Consider the following 19,058-nt stretch of genomic DNA (forward strand, 5'->3'; position numbering starts at 1 on the left):
CAACGCGCCACCGATGTTCCTGAAGTCGGAGGAAGTCGTCATTTGCGAGTTAGGCCCTTGAACGAGCTGGCGCGAAGGAGTCCTTCCGACGTGATGTCCCGGTACTCAACGTCAGCGTAGAACTTCGGCTCGACCCATGTGGCCTTTGGCTTCCTGATGGGCTTGGTGAGCTTTTGCTTTGGGCTGACGACCGTATCCAAGGCATCCCTGATCTTGCGTGAGGTGGTCTGGCTCCAACCGGTCCCGACCTTGCCCATATAGACCAACTCTTTGCCTTCCTTCTTACCGAGGTAGAGAGCGGCAACACCTGTGGGATCTTTTATGAAGCCAACGACGGGGAATTTGCCCGTCTGAACGGCCTTGATCTTATGCCACGCTTCAACCCGCTCCGATCGGTAAGGAGCATCTACGCGCTTGGAGACGATGCCCTCGTAGTTCAGTTTACTGGCGGCCTCGAAGAGCGCCTGCCCGTCGCCTTCGTGGTGCTCGCTATAGAGGATCGGCTCCTTGATTTGATTGCTCTCGATCAACTCCTTCAGCAGGTCCTTCCTGGCAAGCTGGGAAAGCTTCCGGAGGTCTTGGCCATCAAGCCAAAGGAGATCGAAGACGAAGTAGACGAGCCGATCTTGGTCGCCTCGAGCGAGATCGGCCTGCAGTTCTGAGAAGTTCGCGCGGCCCTCATGAATGACGACGACCTCGCCGTCAACGATCGCCTGACCTTCGATGTCGAAGGCGCCGGCGATGACGGAGACTTTTTGGACCCAGTTATGTCCGTTTCGCGTGTAGGCGCAGCGGTCATCTCCATTGATGCGGAGCTGGATGCGGTAGCCGTCGTATTTGACTTCGTGAATCCACTGTGTCCCCGACGGCGCCTTCATCTTCAGGGTCGCAAGCTGGGGAGCAATGAACCCCGGCATCGGTGGAGCACCCGGCTTTTTTGCCGGTGCCTTGGTACGCTTTGCCACTCACGCAACTCACAAAAAGCCCGCCGTCGGCTTGGAGCCGACAGCGGGCAGTCTACCTACCTCAATCAATGACTCACGAACGCAAAACCGCGCCCGGAGTTCCTGCGCGTTCTCAGATACAACCGCAATCGCATTTTCCCGGTTGTATTTCCAAGGTCAACGAGAACGCCAGTCGAACGGCAAGAGAACGCGATGTGATAAAGTGTTTGGATCACGCAAAGGCCGTCTACTCATAGTTCCGGACGAGTCTTTCCACCTCTGGAGGCAGACTTCGGCGGCCCGTGCTTGTCGCACGACCTCCCACTCTCCTCGATCAAAGCGCGAGATACCGGAGTCACTCTCGCTGATATGTAAATGGCGGGTCTCTTCGCTCGATCTGCTACCGGATCTGCTCGGTCCACTCTTTGAGCTTCTTGCTCTCGGCAATCGCGCGGGCAGCGCGTTCGAGGAGGTCATCTTGCAGCAACTTGGGGGCCGATACAGGTTCAGGATCGTGCAGCCGGCGCGCGGGATCCAGCCCCCCTCTGAGATCAGATGTCCCTCAAGAAGCGTCGGCTCGCCCGGAGCCCATGTCATCTGTTCGACCGGCCGATTCTGGTCCAACCATTTGTTTGCCGACACCGGCCTGCCGGAGCCGGAGGTTTTGACCGGCGCTAGACGCGCATTGACGCTTGAGGCCGGCCACAGTTCTCGCGTCGGCAAGAATATGTACTTGTGCATAGGCATGTAGGCGACAAAACTCGCGCCGCAGCTCGATTAACTCGTAGCAGCGGCCACCGTGAGCAAACGAGGAAATGAACAGCGATCCATCCTCGCGCCGGTATAGAATTGCTTTGCCGCGACCGTAGTCCGGGCCTTCGAAAGGATCGGACAAGGTCTTGCTGAGAAATTGATCCGGCTTGGCAAGCACTTCTCCTACCGTAACGCCGGCCAGATCGGGATCATCGAAGGGCAGCGGAAATGGCAGACCAGCATCACCGACAACGACGAGCAAAACCCGAAGCAAAGGTGCGGTAAGGCGCGTCGGCGGCAAGGCATTGGATCGTGAAGTGAAGCACTGCTGCATTGCTGGCACGGCGACATACCCGATTATGCCGACGCCAATGCTCTGGTTCAAACCATGCTAGATGATTTGAGGAGCATGAATATTGACCAACTCGACGACGAGACCATCAACCGGATCGAGGCGCTCCTTAACGGCGTTGGCCGCTCATGCCCCTAGAACTAATACTTCGTGAGCTGCACATTAGCCGAGGCAACGGCAGGCGCGTGCTTAGCAGCGTGGGCGCCCGCGATTGTTGTTCAAAGAGGCGGAAGAGACGCTCGCTGAGATTATGCGCGACTGGCAGCGCGTCGAGCGTGAGCAAGTGGCGCTCATCTGGCGTGCGCAGGCGCAAGGCGATGCCATCGAGCACCGGCCCGAGCGCGATACTGGGCGTCGAGCTTCGGACGATGGCGGTGGCATGATCAGGAATGCCCGTGGGCGGCTTCGTGGGGCAATCTAGGGCAAGCGGGAGCGGAGCGAGGTCTCAAGCTTCGCTATTTCGGCCGCCTCGCGCAGTGCCCGAAGTCGAGCGGCCTTCGGCAGCTCCCAAGCGAAAGCAGGGACAGCGCGACTGAGAGCATGATCTTCCGTCTGAAGCCGACGACCACGAAGACAGCCGCACCGTAGAGGTTGAATGGTCCAAATGTAATCGTTGTGCTACCACTTCGCTGTTCCGCTCAAGCGGGGCAGATCTCGAACCGATTTAGGAGGGAAGTGCCATGAAAAGGTATCTAGTAGCCTTCCTTACGTTTACTTGGGCGCCTTCAGCATTCGCAGCCGAACTGCCAAAGGAGGGCAGCTACGATTACATCTCGTGTTGGTCCGGCGTTGCCAACCCGATCAGTTTCTCTAAGAGCCACACCGCATCAACGACTGAATTGACAGGAACTATCCGCAGTAATCCACCTGGAGGCGCATTCGACAAGAACACGTTCCGCTGTATAGGGATGAACGCCTCCTTTGACGGGAAGAGCACAGCATCTACCGTGTGCGAGGTAATCGATGCGGATGGCGACAAGCGACTTTCGCATTTCTCGGTTGGCGATGGGAAGACAACAAGAACGCACGTTGCCGGAACCGGAAAATACGAAGGTATGGTCATGGCGGGCACAGTCGAACCGCTAGGCCCGTTTCCTGTTATCAAGGCCGGGACGTTTCAGGACTGCAATCATCAGACTGGCACTTACAAGCTGAAGTAAGCGGAAGAATTAGCCGTCGCTGGACGACTCGGGCGGCGGCTTTTCATTCCGGCTCAGGCCCGCGTGCAGAATGGTCTTACTTCTTGAGAATGCCAACGTCGGTGTTTCCCAAGTTCTTTATGGCCCGTTCAGCGGCGGGCGTATCCACCGCGTTGTCATGCGAGGTTGGAGCCGGACTAACCGAGGAAGCATCCACGTCACCGGTCGCTGCGTGGCCGAGCGCATTGCCGAGGTTGGGACCGGAGGAGCTCCCAGTGCCGCTTAGGGTATGCCCCGTCGATAGGGTGCCGCCCGCATAACCTGTGGAGCCGGTGGCCGCGCTTCCACTCGCCGCGGAGCCGCCACTGCTCGATCCACCCGCACTCTGGCCGAACGCGAGCGAAGCGCCGCCAACGAGTAAAATCAAGATAACAGCGAAGTGGTTCACAGAGCGGTCCTCACGTGAATAACCGCTCAATAAGTTGCACGTCCGAAGGTTCCAGAGGGCCAGAGAGGGGTCTGATTGGTGTCGCGGCCAAGACATCGGACTTCGAGATAGCAGTTTAAGCATTCAGCGCGTCGCCCAACGTCGGCGACGGCTGCGCCGGACCCTTGAAGCCTAGCATGCGCAGGGTCCATGCCTCGCAGGCAAGCCGGTCGGCTTGCTTCCGTGCTTCCGCCGCCTGCTCCGCAGCCGCCCTGACCAAGCCGCCGAAAATGGTCTCACGTGATTTGGTGCCCATGCCAACAGGGAGGATCGCCGGACCGCGTGGGACAGGCAAGCCGCTACAGATTGCGGTGGACAACGTGCCGGGCACAACGGAGACGGGGCAATGCCGTCAGGCAGGGGCGCACGCCGCGAACCTCCAGTCCGTCCAAAGAGAAGATGATCGGGACATTGAAGCCCTGGGGCGCGCTGCGGGCTCGCGTCAGAGTTCAGTGATGCTGGCCTGGACCAAATTGTCCGGCGGGATGCTCTTTCGGATCGCGTCCAATGCACTTCGCGCGTATTGTGCGGCTTCCATGTTGCCAGCTTTTTCGATTTCCTCCAGGGCCCAGACCAAGAGCTGCATGGCAGTCTGTGCGTGGGAATTAGACGGATCGCTCATGCTGACGGTGTGCACTGTTTCTAGCATGGGTCGTCTTTCGCCCGCGCATATAGGACATGCACTGAGCAAGGGTCCGTGCAAAAATGAACAGTTTATATTGTCGCGTCGGGCTGCGCCCAGCTCGAACTTGATGCTGTCCTATCTCACTCGATGGTCAACGGTAGCAAATCAAGCCGGGTCCTCCGGGGCCGGGCCAAATGCGGGGTACGCGCGACCGCGCCGCGTGAGGATATTTGCAGCTTTTGATTTTGCGCTTTCGTTTTGTACCAACTCGCACAGAATGGCGGTCCGCGCGGAGGGCTCACGGAAGCGGCGACCTTCACGGTTGGAACGCAGGGACCGACACAAGGTTTACATTTGCGCGTCATCGCGCTGCGCTGGCGGACGCGCGCTGCATTGGAGGCGCCGCATGAAAGTCATCGTTGATGAAACCGGCGAGGTCATCGCCATAGCAACGGATGATCATGTTCTGCTCGGGGGCCACCATCGCCTGGCGGTGGCGGGCAGCATGGGCAAAAGATTGTTCTGGCGAGATACCGGCGAACCTGTGAAGCTTGATTTCTTCTTCAAGCACCATCCGCATGGAAATTCCCGCCGTTCGGCCTGAGCCGCTCGCCCTGGTAGTCTTTGACTGGGTGAAGAACGCGAAGCATCCGGCATATCGGCGCGAGCTCGATCAATTCTAGATGCAGCCTGCGAGAGGCAATCGCGTCGAGCTTCGCGTTCCTAGTTGCTGTCGGCTCCCGTCCGACGCAGCTTTTCGAACATCACGACGGCCGACACTCGCAAGAATGGTCCGCTGCGGTCCCGCACTTCGATCTTCGTCATGCCGCCAGCGGGGCGGCGCGCACCATCCAAAATCGCCTGCCCCAACAATTCCAGAGCCAGGTCGCGGGCCGCGTCCGTGTGGGGCAGTTCGATGCCTTCTTCATCGAACGTGGTCCCGGTCTCGCGATGGATGTCAAAAAAGACGGTTGGCATTGCAGGGGATAAAGCGGCAGCGAGCCACGAAGTTCCTACTTTTCCCGACCTCGTGGGGCCGGATCGCAAGCAGTTCAGGCTAATGATAGAAGTCGCTATATCTCCCGTGGGGCGCGCTGACAAAACTTCGATCTTCGATCAGTTGAGGCAAGTTGAACGCGAGGTCGCAGGGGTCTGGCTCGCAACAGCGGGAACGGTCGCGGCCGTTCGTGGACCCGCATGGGCCGCCCGACGCGGACTTATGGCCACGTGCAAATGGCAACCGACGCAAAAGCTGCGCCTCGCGATGTATCAAATGATACGATGGGAGCAAGCTCGTCCGCGTAGGTTCATGAACGCCGCGAGACAAGGGACAGCTTCATGGGCATCGAACGCATGCACTCAGCAAACTATTTCAGGAAGCGCGCGGCGCTGTTTCGCGCGAAAGCTGGCAATGCTAAGCGAGCGTCAACCAAGGGCGCGCTGCGCGAGGCGGCCAAGAAATACGCTGACCTTGCCCGCCGAGCTGAGCAGATCCAGACAACAAGGCGGTGAAGATAAACACTTCGCCGGACGGCCCTAGATGGCCCGTTGCGCCATGCCCATACATCGGTCGCCATATACCCACCTAATCGGCGCCGGATGCATGGTGAACTTGGACTTCGGCTCAGCTCAGCCCGACAGCGAGTTGGGGTCGCCCGACGCGCTGCGACGTGTATGGAACGCCAGTTCCAAGTTCCGAGCAAGCCGGCCGCGCCACCCCATACATCTGTTGCCATATCGCTAGAACGCCCGAGCCCGTCGCACGTTGAGCCTTGGCCAGCACGATCCCCATCTGCTGGTCTCGACCTAGTGCATTCGGCCCCAACTCAGACTGCGGGTTGGGGCCGCTTTTTGCGAGACGCAATCCGTAGCGCTCTCGGCAAGGATGATGCAGCACGGCGGCTGCTTGGGGCGACTAGGTTGGGTTCAAGACACAAAGCGGAAGACTTATGCCTTATAAGCATTCCCGCTGATGTCCCAAAGCTGACCTTAATCCCCCGAGCGAGTGGACAATGCGTCCACATTTGCACAGTTTAATGCGGCGACCGTTTCGGCCTGGTAGTCTCTCCCCATGAAACGAGAACTCCGAAGCCTCGAACAACAGGCCCGGCGTCAAGCAGCTCTGTCTGCTGACGAGCGCACAAAGGCGGCCTTGCTCGAAATCGCGGAAGAGTACCGGCTACGCGCCGACAACCTCGAGGCCCAAGCTGATACCCTTACCGAGACAGGACGTTGAAAGCGCGCTAATCGAGCTCTTTTTTCACCCTCAGGCATTGACTGCTAAGCCGCTAACGAACAGGGTTGTTCGATCACCGCGGTCCGTGGCTTCAATCGGTGACTGAGAGACCAGTTGCGCTCCCGCCTAAACAAGGGAGCAATGATCAGGCCGATTTCACGGTTCATTGCGAATATCGATCTTGCCCGCGAGCAAGAACACGTTTTTGAACTGGCCTTCAACCACGCCCTGCGCAAGCTCGACTTGGTGGATCGAAGCGACCCGATTTGTGATCTAGTCGCCAAGAGGATGATCGACATCCACGTGCGCGGCGTTAGTGATGCCGTCGCTCTCGCCGAGATGACAGTCCGGGGAAATCAGAGTGCCGAAGCAGTAAGAGCGCCCCTGATTTGGTCCGAATTGAAAGCCGTCTAATCTGCCTTAGGGCTATCTATATCATTTGAAGAAAGGCCGAGCTGCACCCCGAATAGGTTGTTATTTCAGCCGTCCTAATACGGCCGAGTGTATCTTTTGATACATTCCGAGGGCGAGTTCCTTGCTACTTTTCCCGGACATTTGGGGGCAGGTATGAATCGTCTAAGGAACGCGCTAGGTCGCCTCGAAAAACCGGACTGCCCCGATTGTCGTGACCCCATGCGATGGTTTCGCTCGGAGTTGGTGCAAGACGCGGAGGAACCTTATATCGCGCACCTTTTCCTCTGCCCCAATTGCAAGCGCGCTCAGCGAACCGACACAAAGTTCACGCCCGTTCGCGTTCTGCCTGACAAGCTAGCGGCTCCAAGGTTTCGTATTGTAAGGGGAGGACGATAGAGGGAGAGCGGGATGAAGCTTCTGGTCGAATATTTGGAGCGAGCCGTACAGCTTGAACGTTTGGCCGCGACCGAGCGCGATGCAAGCTTCGAAGAGCAATTGCTTACTCAGGCGCAGGCCTATCGGAAGCTGGCCGCTAAACGAGCGAAAGACTATGGGCTACCGGCCCCGAGCCCGTCCGAACTCGCGCGCTAACGAACATTCATGAGTTCACTCCCAGAGTTGACCGTGTGTTCTGCAACAGATCGCGTTGCGATCTGTCGTGCAAATTCTGCTTGATCCTTCGCAAGAGCCTTTCGCTGCTCATCCACGGCGTGTCCGTCGTGATCAAGAACCTCAATCAAGACGGCCTGATCTTTGACACGGAGTTGCTTGGCTTCGATCTCCCGGAGGAGAGCAGCTAATGCGTCTTCGCATTCTGGAGACACGGCAATATCTCGCGGCGGGCCTTCGGCACCGAGTGAAGCTCCGTCGTACCTGGGTTAAACTTCAAATTCGTTACCTTACGCTGCCAACGGGAAAGTTTGGCAAAATCGGACGCGCGAATGATCAACCAATAATCCAGCTTATTGCGAGGAGCGCGCCCCGGCTTAAAATGTAGAGCCAGCCAGCCATCGCAACCAGCAGGCTTGCGCCGAAAGCCACGTCAATGACGATGTCTTCGGTCGCTTTTGGAGGGGTATCCGCCGCCGCCTCGATGTCAACTTGCTCCATGACGTCCATGCGACTTTACTCCACGCAGATCGAGAAAGAGCAGCAACAGGGCAAGCTTGCCTTGTTTTCCCGGCCTCTCTTGCGTTCTTTTCGAGGCGACAGGCTGAGACCGGCTCTCACGTGAGCGAGTGGCTACGATCCTCAGAGCTACATCCGCCAAATGAATTGCCGAAACGCGGTGGCCTACTTTGGTTTTGCTTCAGGTTCCGTGATGCGGCGCGCGGCTAATTTGTCCGGCTGCATGCTCTTACGGATCGCATCTAATGCGCTTCGCGCGTGTTGTGCGGCTTCCATGTTGCCAGCTTTTTCGATTTCCTCCAGGGCCCAGACCAAGAGCTGCATGGCAGTCTGTGCGTGGGAATTAGACGGATCGCTCATGCTGACGGTGTGCACCGTTTTCTAGCATGGGTCGTCCTTTGCGCGCGCATAGAGGACATGCACCGAGTTAGTAGTGGCTGAGGGGACATTGAAGGCCGTGAGGTTCCGTTTGTGCGCTGCACACAGGGAACGTTTCGCCGCTCCCTGCACTTTGCTACGTAATCGTCGGTGCTGAACCATGCGGATTAGGACCCGCAAGCGCGAGGGAGACTTTCATGCAAGATCGCCAACAAGCCCATTCCCCCAATGAACCGAATTATCGCTTCGCGATACGGCAACAGATCAAAGCGGCGAAGCTGGCCTATGAACGAGCGCAGCGAGCGCTTGAGCAGACCCGCGCAGCGGTTAAACAGTCCCAAATCGTCTTGGAGCAGTCGTTCAAAGTCCTCGGCTCCTGTTCAGAGCAAGGGCAGGACAGGACGCAAGAGTAAGCTTCCTCGTCTTTCATTGTGATGGCACTTATTGGCCCGCAAGATCGCGTGCTCTCAGTCTCGTCAATTGAGCGCGCGTTCCCAAGGCAAAGCCCGTTCGCGGCAGCGTGGATTAAATGTGCTCCCACGACGGAAATAAGCCGCCAACTAGTCTATAGTTCACACATCACCGACAAAGGCTCGGCTCGTAGGCGTCGGTGGCTGAGAGACAGCTTGTGCTCCCGCCTGTCGGGAGGAGCCGATGGATCGATCCCGCCAACTTCAACATCTAGAACAAGCCCAGCGTCACGTGTTGCGTGGCGAGCAGAACGTGTCCGACCAAGAGCAGCGTATCGAAGACTTTGAAAATCAGGGGTATGACGTAACTCTGGCCCGCGCACTCTTGGACACCTTTCTCCGCACGCAAGTGCAATTCGTCGTGCACCGCGATCTGATCCTTCGCGAACTAAAATCAGACCTGAACGAATGCCTATAGGTCCGGGGCGTGCTGGCATCACCATTGGCTAGCGTCTTGATGATTGCCTTATGGGCGCGTGCAGCGGCGGAGGTCCATTGAGGCCGCCTCGGTGAGCCTATCACTTTGCCACCAGCTTGATTGTCGACACAGGCCATTTGCCGGGATGGCCCGCTACGGAAAGACGCAAACCGTGTGCCTCGTCCAAGTATAATCCCTCGACGGTCCCCGCCTTGCCGTCCGTGAGCACGACTGCCTTGCCGATCAATTCCGCCTCGGCTTGGTGATATTCCCGCAGGATGGCGGCGGCATGCGCTTTAGCTCGGGGCATTGCCTGAGCCTCGTCCTACAGCGACGGTGCAGATTGCAAACTGATCAGATTAGGCCGCGTTCCGAACGAACAACTGAGCCACCGGCACCCCACGGCAACGCAGCACTTCGGCTACCCCGGGGCGATTGCAGGGCAGTCGCGCCCCTCATTTGTGAAATAGGGCCTAATAGAGCCCAGCAGGTTTAGTCCCGGCCTCTCGCCCCTCTGCAACACCAGAAATACGCTTTTTATTTCAATCGCTTGATCTGCTTTCAACCAGCCAAAGAAATAGCTGGCGGAAAGGACCACACGATTTTGCCGTACGCAGTACACCGGTCGTATGCGCGATGGCCTCGCTCAGTTTCCCGCCCTGCGAAGCTGTTCGCGCCGATGTGACCCACGTCCACCGCCGCCCGGCCCGCGTCGCCCCTCTTCCATGGGCCAGGCTGTCGCGACACATACTATATTTCCGAATTTCGGAAATGATAATATTTCTAGACCGCCGGATTGACCTGCCTTTGGTGTTTCGTCCGCCCGACACTCCCAGCCATGGTGGCGCGCTTGCTCGACGGCAGGCTGACGGCGAGTCGCATGGCATAGGAACTCCTGCTGCTCAGGCGCGTCGGTACTATGGAATTAGCGGGAACGATCGGATGGCCGGTGATGGAAAGGCCTGGTGGCAATCTGCGGTGATCTACGAAATCGCGCTCGTGTCATTCCAGGATTCAAACGATGACGGGAAGGGCGACATCGCCGGGCTGATGTCCCGTATCGATTATCTGACCTGGCTCGGTGTCGATGCGGTCTGGCTGACGCCGATCTACAAAAGTCCGTTTCGCGATCTCGGCTACGACATCTCCGATTACTGCGCCATCGACCCCGCCTTTGGAGACCTCGGCGAATTCGATCGCTTGCTGGCCGCGCTCCATGCCAGGGACATCAAACTCATCCTCGACCTCGTCCCCAATCACACCGCCGACGATCACGCTTGGTTCGTCGACAGCAGCAGCTCCTCCCACAGCGCTAAAGCCGACTGGTACATCTGGGCCGATGCGGCCGACAATGGCGGTCCGCCCAACAATTGGCTGAGCCGCTTTGGCGGCAGCGCGTGGGAATGGTGCGAAGCGCGGCGGCAATACTACTATCATTCCTTCCTCGTCGAGCAGCCCGATCTCAATTGGCGGAACCCGCAGGTGCGCGAAGCCATCGCCGATGTGATGCGCTTTTGGCTCGATCGAGGCGTCGACGGCTTTCGGGTCGACGCCAGTGCGGTTCTGATCAAGGATCGGTATTTGCGTGACAATCCGCCGAACCCGCAGGCGCACGGCAAGCCGCCGCCACAGCGACAGACGCCTGTCTTCACCGACGACCGGCCTGAGACGATGCAGTGTATCGAATTCATCCGCGGCGTGATCGACAACTATCCGGGACGGCTGTTGTGCGGCGAGGTCCAGGGGAAAATCGATCGAATCGGACACTTCTACGGCACGAAGCGACCGCGCCTGCATCTGCCGCTCAACTTCGCCTTGCTCGATACACCCTGGGACGCGTTGTCGCTCCAGGCGGCGATCGATGCCTATTTCAACGCCCTGCCCGAACACTCCTGGCCGGTGTGGGTCATCGGTGGCCACGACAAACAACGAATTGCCAGCAAGCTCGGCGAGCCGCAGATGCGTGTGCTGGCGACGCTGCTGATGACACTGTGGGGAACGCCGTTTTTCTACATGGGAGATGAGATCGGCCGGAAACGTGTTCCTATCCCGCCCGAACGTGTCCGCGATCCCTTCGAGAAGCTTGTACCCGGCTACGATCTTTGCCGCGATCCCGAGCGGGCACCGATGCGCTGGGACGACAGCGCCAAAGGTGGCTTCACCAACGGCGAGCCATGGCTGCCTCTCGGTCCGGTCAGCATGGCCAACGTGGCCGGGCAGCAGCGCGACGATCGATCGATCCTCGCGCTGTTTCGCGCCTTGATCGCACTTCGGCGTGAGCACGCGGGCTTGCGAGACGGTCGCTACCGGCCTATCCGATCGCAAGATGACGTACTTGCCTTTGCGCGCACTCAGGGCGAGCAGGAGCTGATTGTCGCGCTCAACATCGCCGCCGAGCCGCGAAAATGGTCATTGCGGGGGCATGGCCGCCTGCTGCTCTCGACGCATCTTGACCGCCCGTCCGAACTCATCCCGCATAGCTCGATCCTGCTCCGTGGCAACGAAGGCATGATCATCGCGGTCGGGGCCGTGAATGAGCGAGCGTAGGAACCAACCGCGCTCCGGCGTTCATTCCCGACAGACGCCGAGGCTGCGGCGAGCAGCAGAGGTTCGGCGAAGTCCGACGTTTCATCTCCTCATCGCATGTATCGACGCTTCGCTGCGCGAATGATGCGAATGTATCAAGGGTTAATGTCTCGGCTGGCTTTTGGTGTCAGAGTGCATCTGGGCCGCGGGCGATCGGACGACAAATGCAGGCAGGCTTTTCCTTCTCCAAGCTCGCCGACCGCTTGGCGAGTCTGTGTGACCTGAGTAGCCACGACCTCGCTCTCCTGGCGGAGATGCCGAGCACAATTGCGCACTTCAACTCCCATCAGGCGGTCCTGCGCCACGGCGATGACCCGACACATTGCTGCCTGCTGCTTCAGGGCTACCTCTCCTGGCAGGACAGCGGCAGTACCGAAGGGCAAATTACGTCGATCGCCGTCCCCGGCGATATTGCCGATCTCCACTCGCTTCACCAATCTCGCGTCGTCGGAAATCTGATCGCGCTGGGACCGGCCATCGTTGCCTTCGTGCCGCATCGATTCCTGAGGAACCTTGCTGAGCGCTCATCTGCCATGTCGCGCGCGCTTCTACTGATGCTGCTCGCCGACCATGCCATGCAACGCAACTGGGCAGTCAACCTCGGCAGCCGCGATGCCCTGACCCGCGTCGCACATTTGATCTGCGAGATCACGGTGCGCTTGCAAAATGTCGGACTCGCGAAGGATCTGAAATTGTCGTCGCCATTCACCCAGTCAGATCTGGCTGCCGCCTGCAGCATCTCTCCCGTTCATGCAAACCGCACCCTTCAGGAGCTGCGTCGCGCACGGCTGCTGCAATGGCAGGGCAAGATCTTGACCATTACCGATTGGCGGGGGCTGGTTCGTCTTGCCGGCTTCGATCCGACCTATCTTGGTATTCGTCACCGCGACCAGCCATCCACCCAATCGAGGCTGACGTCTGCCGAGGTCGAAATGGCTTGACCGTCTCACGCAGTACCGGGTGATAGTCCGGCCCGATTTTCCAGGCACTCTGCCACCTTCTTGATGACGGGTTCCCACTCGCCAGGCTTAGTCTGATGAAACAGACGCAGGTTTGGATACCAAAGCGACCGAGAGCCAGACAGGGGCCACCTCCAATCGCAATCGGAATGCAGCAAGATCCAGGCTTCGCAATCAATGGCTCCGGCAAGGTGTGCGACCATGGTGTCCACGCAGATGACGAGATCAAGCCGCCGGAGGCGATGACCCAGCGAAATGATATCGGGCGTGCTGACATCGCGCGCGCCAACCTTGGCTAGATCGCTCTGCTGCGCCCCCAGTTGAAGTGAGTAAAGCGTCACCCCGGTGACGGAAAGGCGATGCAGCAACGCGGACGGAATGGATCGCCGCTTGTCCCAGGCGCCGACCTCCCAGACCAGGCCGACCGACAGGCCCTCGCCTCCGATGCATTCCGGTATCTCGCTCGGCGGAAGGGTCACATAGGGTGCAATTGTCACGACCTGCTTGCGGGTCGCCTTGATGGCATGCGGCACCTCCATAATCTCGATATCGACGTCGAAGCCGGTCTCCGGCGCGCCGTCATGAAGTGCGATTGCGCGATCAACACCAGGACTGCGCTCGACCAGAGGCAGCAATTCTCGCTGGCACCAGACCGTCACATGGCGTGACGTGTCGCGCAGCGGACGCATGAAGCGAAGGAACTGGATCGTGTCGCCGAGCCCGTGATAGCAGCGTACAAGGACACGCTTGCCGGCAAGCGGCTCCCCGCGCCAGATCCGCTGGAGGTGACGCGGTCCCGTATGCTTGGGCTGAAGCGCGAGCTGCGCCAAATCACGGTCGTTGATGACCCAGGCGCGTGCGAAATCGCCGGCCCGCATAGCATCGACCCAGCCGTTTGTCACGTCGGTGCGCCGCGATCAGGGGCGGACGAATTTGTGGAAGCGGCTCAGCTTGCCGTCCTTGGTCCGTTCCTGATGAAGGAACGCGATATCGCTCTCGTCGAATTTGGTAAAGAACTCCTCCCAGTCGATGCGCTCCAGTCCTTCGTCGGGCGGATCGAAATCGATGCGCAGGATGCCCGCATGGCCGTCCTCCTCGGTTGCCTTGACGGTTGCGGGTTTGCCGCCGCGCTCCTCGGTCCACTTCCTGATGATATCGTGATCGGTGGTCTGCTGCGCTTCGCTGTTCTGCGTCCTCGACGTCATCTCGAACCTCGCTTGCTTAGGATCGGGCGATGATCGCCATCGCATCCGTCATCCGCCAGAACGCAGAGGATCGGAATTTGTTCTTCAAGGCTTCAGCCTTCGGCGAACGAGCCAACCAGCATCTTCTTCATCTTCATCCAAGAAGATCGTTCTGGCTTTGCAGCCGGAGATTCTATCGCAGGTTAAGCCTATCGAATTATCGCTCAAGGATTTGCGCGGCGCGAGCTGCGGTCGTCTCCGACGCTGGAACGAACATACCTACCACACGTTCGCCGACCTACTTACCTGCACACGGCTTCCGGAGGCTTCAACGATGCATTCTCCTCTTCAGGACAAAAGGCGCGCGCGCGTCGGTATCGTCGGCGTCGGTAATTGCGCAAGCTCATTCGTCCAGGGGCTCACCTACTATCGCAACGCCAAGTCCAACGAACCGGTGCCTGGGCTGATGAACGTCGATCTCGGCGGTTATCACATCAGCGACATTGAGATTGCATCCGCCTTTGACGTCAACGCTCACAAGGTCGGACACGATGTGGCCGACGCGATCTTTGCGAGGCCGAACAATACGCGTCGCTTTGCCGAGGTTGCGCCCACCGGCGTGACCGTGCAGCGCGGCCCTGTCCTCGACGGCATCGGTCGTTACCTCAAAGATGACGTGCCAATCGCCGCGGTCCCGGAAGCCGACGTCTTGGAGGTGCTCGCATCGTCCAGAACGGACGTGCTCGTGTCCTACCTGCCGGTCGGCGCCCAACAGGCCAGCGAATGGTATGCGGCGCGCGCGCTCGAAGCTGGATGCGGCTACGTCAACTGCATTCCCGTGTTTATCGCCTCCAATCCGGCATGGCGACAGCGCTTCGAGGATGCCGGCTTGCCCATCATTGGTGACGACATCAAAAGTCAGGTTGGAGCAACCATCTTGCATCGCATGCTCGCGAACCTGTTCCGCGATCGCGGCGTCCGGCTCGACCGCACCTATCAGCTCAATGTCGGCGGCAACACCGATTTCAAGAACATGCTAGAGCGCGAGCGGCTCGCATCGAAGAAGATTTCCAAGACCCAGGCCGTGACCAGCCAGTTCGATGTCCCCATGGACCCCGACAACATCCATGTCGGGCCAAGCGACCATGTGCCCTGGCTCACCGACCGCAAACTGGCCTTCATCCGGCTGGAGGGCACGACCTTCGGTGGCGTCCCCCTGAGCGCCGAGGTCAAGCTCGAAGTCTGGGATTCCCCGAACTCGGCCGGGGTCGTCATCGATGCCGTTCGCTGCGCCAAGCTGGCGATGGATCGGGGCCTTGCCGGTGCGCTCACCGGCCCGTCCAGCTACTTCATGAAGTCGCCGCCTCAGCAATTCACCGATGAAGAGGCTGCCCGCCGCACCCGCGCCTTCATCGACGACAAGGCGTACGCCTGATGGCGAGTGTCGTTCATCTTGTCCGCCACGGCCACCACGCATTGCTCGGCCGCACCCTGTGCGGCCGAATGGACGGCGTCACGCTGGACGAGATCGGTTCCGAAGAAATCGCACGTTGCGCACCCAACATCAGCCCGCGACCATCCCTGATTCAATCAAGCCCGAGGCGGCGCTGCCTGCAGTCCGCCTCCATACTGTCGGCCCACTTCCGGTTGCCGATCGAGATCGTCCCCGCCCTTGACGAGCTCAACTATGGCGAATGGACCGGCCGCTCCTTCGCCGATCTTCACGATGATCCGCAATGGTCACACTGGAACACACGTCGTGGCAGCGCGCGTCCGCCAGGTGGCGAAAGCATGCGGTCTCTGCAAAGTCGCGTCGCCAACCATCTGGAGCAGCTGCGCAATGATCCTCTTGCCGGCATCGTGATCGCCGTCAGTCATGCCGAGCCGATCCGCGCGGCGCTGCTGCATTACGCGCGCATGCGGCTTGACGACTTTCTGTCGACAGAGATTGACCCGGCCAGCGTCAGTACCCTCAGCGCCGATGACCGCGGATTTAGCGTCACGACGATCAATCAGCGGGTGCCGGCATGAAGATCGTCATATTCGGGCTCACTATCTCCTCTTCCTGGGGGAATGGCCACGCCACCCTCTGGCGCGGCCTCTGCAAGCATCTCGCGCGGCTTGGACATACGATCGTGTTCTTCGAGCGCGACGTGCCCTATTATGCCGACACAAGAGACTTGGCCGAGCTGCCTTCGGGTCGTCTCGAACTATTCGCGTCCTGGGATGAGATATCCCCCTCCGCACGCCGGCACGTTCGCGAGGCCGATGCCGCCATCGTCACCTCCTATTGCCCTGATGCCGTCGCAGCTACGGACCTCATCTGCTCGGAACATCGCGCCGTTTCCATCTTCTACGACCTCGACACCTCCGTGACGCTCGCCCGGGTAAAGGCAGGTGATCCAGTCCCCTACATCGGCTCGCGCGGCCTCTCAGACTTCGATCTCGTCCTGAGCTTCGCGGGTGGCCCCAGGGTCCAGGACGATTTCCGGCGCATCCTTGGGGCCCGCGAGGTCCGGCCGCTCTACAATCACGTCGACACCGACATCCACCGGCCAGCGGCTTCTCAGCCGCAATATCGGGGCGATCTCTCCTACCTCGGCACGTATTCGAGGGATCGCCAACCTGCACTCGAGGCTCTCCTCGTGGACGCGGCCCATGCCCGGCAGGACCTGCGCTTCCTGATCGCCGGAGCGCAATATCCGGACGATTTCCCCTGGTCTTCCAATATTTACTTTGTTCGCCACCTGCCCCCATCAGAGCATGCGTCGTTCTTCGCTTCGTCCCGCATAACACTGAACGTGACGCGCAAGGCGATGGCCGAGGCAGGATGGTGTCCCTCGGGCAGGCTGTTTGAAGCTGCGGCTTGCGGATCTCCACTTCTGACCGACGACTGGCCCGGCATCAGCGACTTTTTTGCGCCAGGCGACGAAATCATGCTCGCGCACGATGCCGGCGATACGCTCTCCGCGCTGACGCTGACCGACGCCGAACTCCAGCGCATGGCGAGACGGGCGCGTGAGCGAACCCTCAGTCAACATACCTCCGACAAACGCGCCTCGGAACTCGTCAGCCTGATCGAACAGGCACGGCCGCGCGCACTCACGAGCGATGGAGCGACTGCGTGAACCGAAGACTTATTTCGAAGGACGAAATCCGCCGGCGCGTCGACGATCTGGGACCCTGGTTCCACAATCTTGATCTCGACGGTATTCGGACTGCTCCATCGCATTTCCTTGGCGACTATCCCACGGTGAAATGGCGCCACTTCTCCAGCGTGGTTCCGGAACGGCTTGAGGGCAAATCCGTGCTCGATATCGGCTGCAACGCGGGTTTTTACGCCATGGAGATGAAGCGGCGCGGCGCCGAACGCGTCCTGGGCCTGGATACCGACGAAGCCTATCTCGCCCAAGCGCGCTTTGCCGCCGAAGTGAACGGGCTCCGCATCGAATTTCGCAAAATGTCCACATACGATATCGGACAGCTCGGAGAGACATTCGACCTCGTGATCTTTATGGGCGTGCTCTACCATCTGCGACACCCGCTGCTTGCACTCGACCTCATCCACGAGCATGTCGCCCGTGATCTCCTGCTGTTTCAATCCATGCAGCGAGGCGGCGCCCACATCGACGCCATTGGCGAAAACTACGACTTTTGGACCACGGACCAGTTCGACTCCTCCGGGTATCCAAAGCTTCATTTCATCGAGAATGAATACGCGGACGACCCCACCAACTGGTGGGTGCCCAACCGGGCCTGCGTCGAGGCTATGTTGCGGAGCGCCGGCTTTTCCATCGCAGCGCATCCGGAAGACGAAGTTTATCTGTGCAAGCGTTCGGAACGTCCGCCGTGCAACGGATCAGCCCATCCGCTTGGGGAGATCGAGCGATGATCGAGGCAGCAAAGATTTGGAACGAGCCGAACAACAAGTCGCATTGGGACATCATGCTCGATCCGGACTGGGCCCAATTTGCGAACCTGGCCATTGCGGCGGGAAAGGCGATCTGCGGCGCACGACCCGCGTTACCTCGCGTGCTCGGTGGTATGTCGCCGATCGATCCGTCCTTCATCCGCAATATGCAGGCACGGGGCGTCCTCGATCACTTCGATGCGGTCGCCGTTCACGGATTTCCGCTAGACTGGAACCTCTGGCAGATCGGCGAGTGGCCGGCCAAGATCGATGAGATCAAGGCTGCAACCTCGCTGCCCGTCTGGGTCACGGAGGTCGGCGTCTCATCCTTCGGCGCCGAAGAAGTGCAGGCCTGGGGCTTAGAGCGCACTGCCGAGCTCCTGATCGACCGGGCACCGCGCATTTATTGGTATAGCCTTTACGATCTCCCCTCGACCTGGGAAGCCACAACGCGGCACAAGGAGGCCGAGGGATCGTCCTATTACCGGCATTTCCATATGGGTCTGCTGCGCGAGGACGGCTCGCCGAAGGCCGCAGCGGCACTTTTCGAGGAATACACCAATGCCATGGGGCTATGTCAGTGGTTTCACTTTGAAGATCACCGCCTCGATAGCGCCGTGCAGTGGATGCGTCGTTTAGGCGTCACTCATCTCCGGACCGGCCTGTCTTGGGCCGACAGTTTTCGTCCCAATGCACTCGACTGGTTCGACCGTCAGATGGACGCTTTGGCGGAATTTCAGGTGACTGTTACTTTCTGCTTTACGCCCGAGCATCGCGGCATCGAGCCACATCACACCAGCCCGCCCCGCGACGTGAATGAGTTTGCCGATTTCTGTGCGCAGATGGTCGACCGCTATTGCGCGCAGACTGGCATAGCCGCTTCCCAATGCCCATTCGCGCCAGCTGCTAAACAAGCGACTAGACGATCCAATCTTTCGAGCGACTCCCGAACCGCTTAGCCGACGGCTTCGATTTTTCGACGACGAGTCGCAATTCACCCAGGTTATTGATACAGGTTAGCGAAATTATTGTTTGTACAATGCGAGGGAACGAACATACCTCGCATCGCTTCTGA

The 19,058-nt window shown here is 59.4% G+C and carries 24 protein-coding genes and 1 pseudogene; 15 read left to right on the forward strand and 10 right to left on the reverse strand.

Annotated elements, in window-relative coordinates; all coding sequences use genetic code 11:
- Positions 1 to 38: 38 nt before the first annotated feature.
- Both ligD and BRAGE_RS55275 read right to left on the reverse strand, forming a co-directional pair.
- Positions 39 to 965, reverse strand: coding sequence for a non-homologous end-joining DNA ligase (gene ligD, locus BRAGE_RS0134545; RefSeq protein ID WP_027561327.1), 927 nt, complete (start codon positions 963 to 965; stop codon positions 39 to 41).
- Between the two features lie 541 nt (positions 966 to 1,506).
- Positions 1,507 to 2,082: a hypothetical protein gene (locus tag BRAGE_RS55275; RefSeq protein ID WP_141263111.1), complete on the reverse strand. Its 576-nt coding sequence runs from the start codon at positions 2,080 to 2,082 to the stop codon at positions 1,507 to 1,509.
- Between the two features lie 178 nt (positions 2,083 to 2,260).
- Between BRAGE_RS55275 and BRAGE_RS0134565 the strand changes: the two genes are divergently transcribed.
- Both BRAGE_RS0134565 and BRAGE_RS55280 read left to right on the forward strand, forming a co-directional pair.
- On the forward strand, positions 2,261 to 2,470 hold the full coding sequence (locus BRAGE_RS0134565) for a hypothetical protein (protein ID WP_027561328.1): 210 nt from the start codon (positions 2,261 to 2,263) through the stop codon (positions 2,468 to 2,470).
- Between the two features lie 259 nt (positions 2,471 to 2,729).
- Positions 2,730 to 3,209 (forward strand): hypothetical protein, encoded by a 480-nt coding sequence (locus BRAGE_RS55280; RefSeq protein WP_141263109.1) that lies wholly within the window; start codon positions 2,730 to 2,732, stop codon positions 3,207 to 3,209.
- 495 nt (positions 3,210 to 3,704) lie between these two features.
- On the opposite strand, the pseudogene BRAGE_RS57310 reads toward BRAGE_RS55280, so the two are convergent.
- Positions 3,705 to 3,931 (reverse strand): annotated as a pseudogene (locus BRAGE_RS57310) (hypothetical protein); the annotation flags it as partial.
- Between the two features lie 186 nt (positions 3,932 to 4,117).
- Positions 4,118 to 4,261 carry a hypothetical protein gene (locus tag BRAGE_RS53710; protein WP_231164193.1) on the reverse strand — a complete coding sequence of 48 codons (144 nt, stop codon included), beginning with the start codon at positions 4,259 to 4,261 and terminating at the stop codon, positions 4,118 to 4,120.
- 445 nt (positions 4,262 to 4,706) lie between these two features.
- Here BRAGE_RS53710 and BRAGE_RS53715 point away from each other — a divergent pair, with 445 nt between their 5' ends.
- A complete protein-coding gene (locus BRAGE_RS53715) occupies positions 4,707 to 4,904 on the forward strand; it encodes a hypothetical protein (RefSeq protein ID WP_084334570.1) in 198 nt (65 codons plus the stop codon).
- A gap of 119 nt (positions 4,905 to 5,023) precedes the next feature.
- On the opposite strand, the gene BRAGE_RS50700 is transcribed toward BRAGE_RS53715, so the two are convergent.
- A complete protein-coding gene (locus tag BRAGE_RS50700; protein ID WP_035730406.1) occupies positions 5,024 to 5,278 on the reverse strand; it encodes a DUF6894 family protein in 255 nt (84 codons plus the stop codon).
- A gap of 360 nt (positions 5,279 to 5,638) precedes the next feature.
- Between BRAGE_RS50700 and BRAGE_RS56180 the strand changes: the two genes are divergently transcribed.
- The 3 genes from BRAGE_RS56180 (at position 5,639) to BRAGE_RS0134610 (ending at position 7,541) form a co-directional block, all read left to right on the forward strand.
- On the forward strand, positions 5,639 to 5,812 hold the full coding sequence (locus BRAGE_RS56180; protein ID WP_167336539.1) for a hypothetical protein: 174 nt from the start codon (positions 5,639 to 5,641) through the stop codon (positions 5,810 to 5,812).
- Positions 5,813 to 6,677: 865 nt separating this feature from the next.
- Entirely contained in the window at positions 6,678 to 6,950 is a 273-nt protein-coding gene (locus tag BRAGE_RS0134605; protein ID WP_027561331.1) for a hypothetical protein, read from the forward strand.
- A 408-nt stretch (positions 6,951 to 7,358) separates the two neighbouring features.
- On the forward strand, positions 7,359 to 7,541 hold the full coding sequence (locus BRAGE_RS0134610) for a hypothetical protein (protein WP_027561332.1): 183 nt from the start codon (positions 7,359 to 7,361) through the stop codon (positions 7,539 to 7,541).
- Positions 7,542 to 7,895: 354 nt separating this feature from the next.
- On the opposite strand, the gene BRAGE_RS55285 is transcribed toward BRAGE_RS0134610, so the two are convergent.
- Together BRAGE_RS55285 and BRAGE_RS53725 are read right to left on the reverse strand one after the other, a co-directional pair.
- Positions 7,896 to 8,069 carry a hypothetical protein gene (locus tag BRAGE_RS55285; RefSeq protein ID WP_156950900.1) on the reverse strand — a complete coding sequence of 58 codons (174 nt, stop codon included), beginning with the start codon at positions 8,067 to 8,069 and terminating at the stop codon, positions 7,896 to 7,898.
- A 174-nt stretch (positions 8,070 to 8,243) separates the two neighbouring features.
- Entirely contained in the window at positions 8,244 to 8,402 is a 159-nt protein-coding gene (locus tag BRAGE_RS53725) for a hypothetical protein (RefSeq protein WP_231164192.1), read from the reverse strand.
- A 251-nt stretch (positions 8,403 to 8,653) separates the two neighbouring features.
- Here BRAGE_RS53725 and BRAGE_RS0134630 point away from each other — a divergent pair, with 251 nt between their 5' ends.
- Together BRAGE_RS0134630 and BRAGE_RS53730 are read left to right on the forward strand one after the other, a co-directional pair.
- Positions 8,654 to 8,869: a hypothetical protein gene (locus BRAGE_RS0134630; protein ID WP_027561333.1), complete on the forward strand. Its 216-nt coding sequence runs from the start codon at positions 8,654 to 8,656 to the stop codon at positions 8,867 to 8,869.
- A gap of 241 nt (positions 8,870 to 9,110) precedes the next feature.
- On the forward strand, positions 9,111 to 9,344 hold the full coding sequence (locus BRAGE_RS53730) for a hypothetical protein (protein ID WP_084334576.1): 234 nt from the start codon (positions 9,111 to 9,113) through the stop codon (positions 9,342 to 9,344).
- 100 nt (positions 9,345 to 9,444) lie between these two features.
- Here BRAGE_RS53730 and BRAGE_RS0134640 read toward each other — a convergent pair whose 3' ends face one another.
- Complete coding sequence (locus BRAGE_RS0134640; RefSeq protein WP_027561334.1) at positions 9,445 to 9,654, reverse strand: PRC-barrel domain-containing protein; 210 nt, start codon at positions 9,652 to 9,654, stop codon at positions 9,445 to 9,447.
- A 632-nt stretch (positions 9,655 to 10,286) separates the two neighbouring features.
- Between BRAGE_RS0134640 and BRAGE_RS0134645 the strand changes: the two genes are divergently transcribed.
- Entirely contained in the window at positions 10,287 to 11,891 is a 1,605-nt protein-coding gene (locus BRAGE_RS0134645) for an alpha-amylase family glycosyl hydrolase (RefSeq protein ID WP_027561335.1), read from the forward strand.
- 203 nt (positions 11,892 to 12,094) lie between these two features.
- Positions 12,095 to 12,871: a Crp/Fnr family transcriptional regulator gene (locus BRAGE_RS0134650; RefSeq protein WP_027561336.1), complete on the forward strand. Its 777-nt coding sequence runs from the start codon at positions 12,095 to 12,097 to the stop codon at positions 12,869 to 12,871.
- A 5-nt stretch (positions 12,872 to 12,876) separates the two neighbouring features.
- On the opposite strand, the gene BRAGE_RS50705 is transcribed toward BRAGE_RS0134650, so the two are convergent.
- Both BRAGE_RS50705 and BRAGE_RS0134660 read right to left on the reverse strand, forming a co-directional pair.
- The gene (locus tag BRAGE_RS50705) at positions 12,877 to 13,791 is read right to left on the reverse strand and encodes a hypothetical protein (protein ID WP_035730410.1); all 915 of its coding nucleotides are present in this window, start codon (positions 13,789 to 13,791) and stop codon (positions 12,877 to 12,879) included.
- 15 nt (positions 13,792 to 13,806) lie between these two features.
- Positions 13,807 to 14,094 (reverse strand): hypothetical protein, encoded by a 288-nt coding sequence (locus BRAGE_RS0134660; RefSeq protein WP_027561337.1) that lies wholly within the window; start codon positions 14,092 to 14,094, stop codon positions 13,807 to 13,809.
- Between the two features lie 313 nt (positions 14,095 to 14,407).
- Between BRAGE_RS0134660 and BRAGE_RS0134665 the strand changes: the two genes are divergently transcribed.
- From BRAGE_RS0134665 to BRAGE_RS50710, 5 genes are read left to right on the forward strand one after another with little or no spacing between them, the layout of a single operon-like run.
- Positions 14,408 to 15,508, forward strand: a complete 1,101-nt coding sequence (locus BRAGE_RS0134665) for an inositol-3-phosphate synthase (protein ID WP_027561338.1) — start codon at positions 14,408 to 14,410, stop codon at positions 15,506 to 15,508.
- Complete coding sequence (locus tag BRAGE_RS0134670) at positions 15,508 to 16,104, forward strand: histidine phosphatase family protein (protein ID WP_027561339.1); 597 nt, start codon at positions 15,508 to 15,510, stop codon at positions 16,102 to 16,104. The genes BRAGE_RS0134665 and BRAGE_RS0134670 overlap by 1 nt, the downstream gene beginning before the upstream one ends.
- On the forward strand, positions 16,101 to 17,201 hold the full coding sequence (locus BRAGE_RS0134675) for a CgeB family protein (protein ID WP_027561340.1): 1,101 nt from the start codon (positions 16,101 to 16,103) through the stop codon (positions 17,199 to 17,201). Before BRAGE_RS0134670 ends, BRAGE_RS0134675 begins: the two co-directional genes overlap by 4 nt.
- Positions 17,198 to 17,965: a TIGR04290 family methyltransferase gene (locus BRAGE_RS0134680; RefSeq protein WP_027561341.1), complete on the forward strand. Its 768-nt coding sequence runs from the start codon at positions 17,198 to 17,200 to the stop codon at positions 17,963 to 17,965. The genes BRAGE_RS0134675 and BRAGE_RS0134680 overlap by 4 nt, the downstream gene beginning before the upstream one ends.
- Positions 17,962 to 18,942 (forward strand): beta-xylosidase, encoded by a 981-nt coding sequence (locus BRAGE_RS50710; RefSeq protein ID WP_051378243.1) that lies wholly within the window; start codon positions 17,962 to 17,964, stop codon positions 18,940 to 18,942. The genes BRAGE_RS0134680 and BRAGE_RS50710 overlap by 4 nt, the downstream gene beginning before the upstream one ends.
- Positions 18,943 to 19,058 lie beyond the last annotated feature (116 nt).

This window comes from Bradyrhizobium genosp. SA-4 str. CB756 (assembly GCF_000473125.1).
Taxonomy (GTDB): Bacteria; Pseudomonadota; Alphaproteobacteria; order Rhizobiales; family Xanthobacteraceae; genus Bradyrhizobium; species Bradyrhizobium arachidis.

Bases quoted from the DNA above. Each gene is read 5' to 3' on its own strand.
- BRAGE_RS55280 (WP_141263109.1), top strand. From the start codon at position 2,730: ATGAAAAGGTATCTAGTAGCCTTCCTTACGTTTACTTGGGCGCCTTCA.
- BRAGE_RS53710 (WP_231164193.1), bottom strand. From the start codon at position 4,261: ATGCAGCTCTTGGTCTGGGCCCTGGAGGAAATCGAAAAAGCTGGCAAC.
- BRAGE_RS53715 (WP_084334570.1), top strand. From the start codon at position 4,707: ATGAAAGTCATCGTTGATGAAACCGGCGAGGTCATCGCCATAGCAACG.
- BRAGE_RS50700 (WP_035730406.1), bottom strand. From the start codon at position 5,278: ATGCCAACCGTCTTTTTTGACATCCATCGCGAGACCGGGACCACGTTC.
- BRAGE_RS56180 (WP_167336539.1), top strand. From the start codon at position 5,639: ATGGGCATCGAACGCATGCACTCAGCAAACTATTTCAGGAAGCGCGCG.
- BRAGE_RS0134605 (WP_027561331.1), top strand. From the start codon at position 6,678: ATGATCAGGCCGATTTCACGGTTCATTGCGAATATCGATCTTGCCCGC.
- BRAGE_RS0134610 (WP_027561332.1), top strand. From the start codon at position 7,359: ATGAAGCTTCTGGTCGAATATTTGGAGCGAGCCGTACAGCTTGAACGT.
- BRAGE_RS55285 (WP_156950900.1), bottom strand. From the start codon at position 8,069: ATGGACGTCATGGAGCAAGTTGACATCGAGGCGGCGGCGGATACCCCT.
- BRAGE_RS53725 (WP_231164192.1), bottom strand. From the start codon at position 8,402: ATGCAGCTCTTGGTCTGGGCCCTGGAGGAAATCGAAAAAGCTGGCAAC.
- BRAGE_RS0134630 (WP_027561333.1), top strand. From the start codon at position 8,654: ATGCAAGATCGCCAACAAGCCCATTCCCCCAATGAACCGAATTATCGC.
- BRAGE_RS53730 (WP_084334576.1), top strand. From the start codon at position 9,111: ATGGATCGATCCCGCCAACTTCAACATCTAGAACAAGCCCAGCGTCAC.
- BRAGE_RS0134640 (WP_027561334.1), bottom strand. From the start codon at position 9,654: ATGCCCCGAGCTAAAGCGCATGCCGCCGCCATCCTGCGGGAATATCAC.
- BRAGE_RS0134645 (WP_027561335.1), top strand. From the start codon at position 10,287: ATGGCCGGTGATGGAAAGGCCTGGTGGCAATCTGCGGTGATCTACGAA.
- BRAGE_RS0134650 (WP_027561336.1), top strand. From the start codon at position 12,095: ATGCAGGCAGGCTTTTCCTTCTCCAAGCTCGCCGACCGCTTGGCGAGT.
- BRAGE_RS0134660 (WP_027561337.1), bottom strand. From the start codon at position 14,094: ATGACGTCGAGGACGCAGAACAGCGAAGCGCAGCAGACCACCGATCAC.
- BRAGE_RS0134665 (WP_027561338.1), top strand. From the start codon at position 14,408: ATGCATTCTCCTCTTCAGGACAAAAGGCGCGCGCGCGTCGGTATCGTC.
- BRAGE_RS0134670 (WP_027561339.1), top strand. From the start codon at position 15,508: ATGGCGAGTGTCGTTCATCTTGTCCGCCACGGCCACCACGCATTGCTC.
- BRAGE_RS0134675 (WP_027561340.1), top strand. From the start codon at position 16,101: ATGAAGATCGTCATATTCGGGCTCACTATCTCCTCTTCCTGGGGGAAT.
- BRAGE_RS50710 (WP_051378243.1), top strand. From the start codon at position 17,962: ATGATCGAGGCAGCAAAGATTTGGAACGAGCCGAACAACAAGTCGCAT.